Annotated in this window: 7 protein-coding genes and 1 pseudogene; all 8 read right to left on the bottom strand. The window is 37.5% G+C overall.

Annotated elements, in window-relative coordinates; translation table 11 throughout:
* Positions 1–168: 168 nt before the first annotated feature.
* Positions 169–597: pseudogene (locus tag V2H77_RS01115) on the bottom strand (transposase); the annotation flags it as partial.
* Between the two features lie 124 nt (positions 598–721).
* On the bottom strand, positions 722–985 hold the full coding sequence (locus tag V2H77_RS01110; protein ID WP_341497327.1) for a PAAR domain-containing protein: 264 nt from the start codon (positions 983–985) through the stop codon (positions 722–724).
* A gap of 2 nt (positions 986–987) precedes the next feature.
* Positions 988–1,713, bottom strand: a complete 726-nt coding sequence (locus V2H77_RS01105) for an immunity 52 family protein (protein ID WP_341497326.1) — start codon at positions 1,711–1,713, stop codon at positions 988–990.
* A gap of 137 nt (positions 1,714–1,850) precedes the next feature.
* A complete protein-coding gene (locus V2H77_RS01100; protein WP_341497325.1) occupies positions 1,851–2,009 on the bottom strand; it encodes a hypothetical protein in 159 nt (52 codons plus the stop codon).
* Positions 2,010–2,132: 123 nt separating this feature from the next.
* Positions 2,133–2,300 (bottom strand): PAAR domain-containing protein, encoded by a 168-nt coding sequence (locus tag V2H77_RS01095; RefSeq protein ID WP_341497324.1) that lies wholly within the window; start codon positions 2,298–2,300, stop codon positions 2,133–2,135.
* A 2-nt stretch (positions 2,301–2,302) separates the two neighbouring features.
* Positions 2,303–3,037, bottom strand: a complete 735-nt coding sequence (locus tag V2H77_RS01090; RefSeq protein WP_341497323.1) for an immunity 52 family protein — start codon at positions 3,035–3,037, stop codon at positions 2,303–2,305.
* Positions 3,038–3,085: 48 nt separating this feature from the next.
* Positions 3,086–3,718, bottom strand: a complete 633-nt coding sequence (locus tag V2H77_RS01085; protein ID WP_341497322.1) for a restriction endonuclease fold toxin 5 domain-containing protein — start codon at positions 3,716–3,718, stop codon at positions 3,086–3,088.
* Between the two features lie 163 nt (positions 3,719–3,881).
* A complete protein-coding gene (locus V2H77_RS01080; RefSeq protein ID WP_341497321.1) occupies positions 3,882–4,127 on the bottom strand; it encodes a PAAR domain-containing protein in 246 nt (81 codons plus the stop codon).
* Between the last annotated feature and the right edge of the window lie 2 nt (positions 4,128–4,129).

Raw genomic sequence — 4,129 nt, 5'->3', positions numbered from 1 at the left:
ATTCGGATAAGTTTTCCTTAATCAATTTATAGCGCCATTGATAGCCAGATGTCGGAAGCTGAAATTAATATTTTATTAATAGTTAACCTGAATTATGGTTAAGCCGTCACTAACATATCCATTTCTGAGCGGGAGATATTCAGTGACGGTTTGTTCTCTTTGAAACTAGTGGTTGACTACCTGATGCAGCTTAAAACCGAAAAACCACCCTATTGACCCTTTTCCTCGTTTTTCTATGCCGTCAAACACCTTATGACGAGGGGATGACAAACACGAATACTCGTGGAGTCGATAAAGGCGAGTCCCGTCGGTTTCCCTTTCACCTGCTAAATAGCTGCAAAGAGGTCCTAAAACTGAGGAGACGACGCTTAGGATACGGGGATAGCTGAGCAGGGTGGGAAAGTCTTGTTGATGGTATCGCCGGACTAATTCAAAGTAGAAATTTTTGAAATCGCGATAATGTGACATATGAAAAGCAATCACAATGGTCATAATCTCGCTGGCACTGATGCGGCTATGACGTCTGCGCTGACGATGTCCTTCCTTGATACACTGTTGTTCCCAAAGTGGAATGAATACACAGCAAAAATCATCGATATCGTAGAAGAGTTCAACTCATTTATCCATGCTTGTTCCTGATAAGCGCTCTTTTTTCTTGATCGAAAATTCTGCTCTTGGAACAGGCAGCTAGTTCCATTTTTCTATCCAGAGTTCAGGTTAGTTAAGCGAGAAAATCTTTCTGACTGGCAATCAGTTTTGCGCCACAGGCTGTTTGCATACCTCCTAATGAGAAAGGTTGTCCTTGACGCTTTAAGTCATCACTCCTCTCCACAATAGGGAAAACCCCTTTGCATTTAGGGCAGCTTACTAAATCACCTTTAGTGGCAACAGGTACGTCTTGATACACGTAATTATCAATGGCGGTAATGACTTTACCACCATGATCGGTTAGGTCATTTAATCGGATAACGGTGCTTTCTGTCATATTTATAACTCTGTCATCAAGGGGAGTATTTGTAGATCCCGCAAGCAGATTTCAATATCATTGGCTTTATTGATATGCTTTTGGTTTTCAATATCAAAAATATCTTTTGTCGTGATAATTAATGAGCCTTTTTTGTCATTTTTATCAGAAATAGATATTATTTCTTCCGCCATTGAGACTAAAGTCGGGTCTATTTCTATTGGCAAATAGAGCATCCAGCCAGCACTTAAACGATCTGAGAAGACCTGTTTTCTTCTTATTCTATAATTATCAGTTTCTACCATAATATAAGGTGAATTATGGCTAAAAACTAGAAACTTGATAAAATCAATCAACTTAAGAAAGTGAAACTCTTTTCCTTTAGTGGATATATTAATCTCTATTTTTGTTTGACCTTGTCTTTCAACATGATAATTAAAGTAACTAACTGAGCATGCTTGCCCATCCTCTCCTCCATCCCAGACCCCTGATATAACCGTAGGATCTTCTTCCGTATAATTTTCTTTAAAGTCGTTTATACATTCGTCTGTTATTCCTCTCTCATCAAAAGCTACCCGAGTTAATGCTTCTTCGCGGCTATTTCCTCCTAAGTACCATATTTTAGAGTATCCAAAGAAGATATCTTCCAATTGTTTTACGATTTTATAGGTATCATTAACTGCAATGTCTGGAGTTAATGGATTTTTCCAATCTGTATATATTTCTATATCTAAAGATAAAATAGTCATTCATTTCTCCTATTATAAATTATTAGGTTAATAAGGGGTATGAAATACTTTAATATTGGAATAAATAGACAATTTCTCTAAATAATAGGCGTAGCTTATAGGTTGCATAAAATGCCAATGAGAATTTGGTATATTATTTAATGAAGTACACACCCACTGTTGTCTTGTTCACCTTCTTTATTTTTGGTGCTTTCCATCACACCAACGGCGGCTAATCCTGTTGCACAAGCAGCCAGTGTCCATTCAGCAGCAGCTAAAAGAGCAGGAGCCGCTGGCGCAAGAAGTGGTAATGGCATAGCAATTTCTCCTTTTCAATAAATTACCCATGACCCGCGAATAGTCTCGATATTTTTCTCGTCTCTCCATTTTACCGGATTAATGTATTAGCTCGGTACAATGGAGAAGACAAGCGTAGCGCGTCAGTGTTGCCCTAAAATAGGAAAAACCCCTTTGCATTTAGGGCAGCTTACTAAATCGCCTTTAGCGGCAACAGGAACGCCTTGATATACGTAATTATCAATGGCGGTAATGACTTTACCACCATGATCGGTTGTATCGTTTAAACAGATCACGACTCTTTCTGTCATATTTATAACTCTGTCATCAAGGGGAGTATTTGTAGATCCCGCAAGCAGACTTCAATATCATTGGCTTTATTAATATGCTCTTGGTTTTCTATATCAAAGATATCTTTTGTCGTGATAATTAATGAGCCTTTTTTGTCATTTTTATCAGAAATAGATATTATTTCTTCCGCCATTGAGACTAAAGTCGGGTCTATTTCTATTGGCAAATAGAGCATCCAGCCGGCACTTATTCGGTCTGGAAATACTTGCTTTTTTTTCAATCTATATCCTCGTGTTTCGGTCATAATGACTGGAGAATTACGAGTAGATGCTAAAGCTTTAATAAACTCTATAATAGTTTGAATTTTCAATTTTTCTTTCACCAAGTTAAGATCAATAGATATATTGGTTTTTCCTAGTGTATTATTATAAATCACATCACCACTTTGATAAAAAATACTATTTTTAAGTTCAATGTCACCTGGAGTATCAAATAAAGTAGCTATAAGATATTTTGCATCTTTATCATAATTTTCTGTAAGCTGGCTTATAGCATATTCAGTAAAACCAGTATCAGTAAATACATTATTTTTCTCTATTTCCTCTAAATTATATCCTGGTAAATGCCAATAACTTTGGTTACTGCTAATGTTATTTATTTCCTGCATTATCTGATATGCATCCTTTAACGCTAATTCAGGTGTTATTGGTTCATTCAGATCATGAAACAATTTTATTCTTGGATGTATTAAACTCATAATCATCAATCCGGTTTGAAATTTTAAACAATAGTTATAGGCTTTTGCTCAACTCATTGGAGTATGAAATGTTTTAATGTTAGTAAAAGGAACAAACATTTCAGAAAAATATTCATAAGATATAGGTTGCAAAAAATGCCAATGAGACTTTGGAATATTATTCAATCCCATGCATACCCTATTTTGTCTTTCTGCTTGCCAAATCGTACTTTCTGCCCCTGTTTTACTGGTAGGTGTTTTTCTAAACTCACCAAAAATCCAACTCGGTTCACCATTCTTAAAAAACTGATCATATTTAGCCTTAGCCTCAAGAAATAAGCATTGTGCAGGTTTCCAACCATCGAAATTTGTATCCATACATAACCAAGTCTCAATTATGTTTAATTCAGGGTTGTATATCGTCCCGGCAATTTTTGTTTGGTAGGCAATGGTTATTTCTGAATACGATGTGGTCTTTTCCCAAACCATTGTAACGTTGCCAATTGCCGGACATTTCTCACATTCGGTACGGGACGAAGCAATTGTTTGTGTATTCGCTGTTGCCTTGTCTTGTTCACCTTCTTTATTTTTGGTGCTTTCCATCACACCAACGGCGGCTAATCCTGTTGCACAAGCAGCCAGTGTCCATTCAGCAGCAGCTAAAAGAGCAGGAGCCGCTGGCGCAAGAAGTGGTAATGGCATATCAATTTCTCCTTTTCAATAAATTACCCATGACCCGCGAATAGTCACGATATTTTTCTCGTCTCTCCATGTTACCGGATTAATGTATTAGCCCGGTAATATGGAGAAGACAGGTGCAGTGCGCCAGTATTGCCTAAAATAGGCCAAAGTGATTGTCGTCTCATTAAGCGAGAAAATCTTTCTGGCTGGCAATCAGTTTTGCGCCACAGGCTGTTTGCATACCTTCCAATGCAATAGGTTTTCCCTGATGCTTTAAGTCGTTGCTTCCTTCCACAATAGGGAAAACCCCTTTGCATTTAGGGCAGCTTACTAAATCACCTTTAGCGGCAACAGGAACGCCTTGATACAGGTAATTATCAATGGCGGTAATGACTTTACCACCATGATCGGTTAGGTCGTTTAATCGGATTA

The organism is Photorhabdus sp. P32 (assembly GCF_038085095.1).
Lineage (GTDB): Bacteria > Pseudomonadota > Gammaproteobacteria > Enterobacterales > Enterobacteriaceae > Photorhabdus > Photorhabdus luminescens.
The sequence above is the reverse complement of the archived record's forward strand: the minus strand, read 5'-3'. Positions and strand labels throughout refer to the sequence as shown.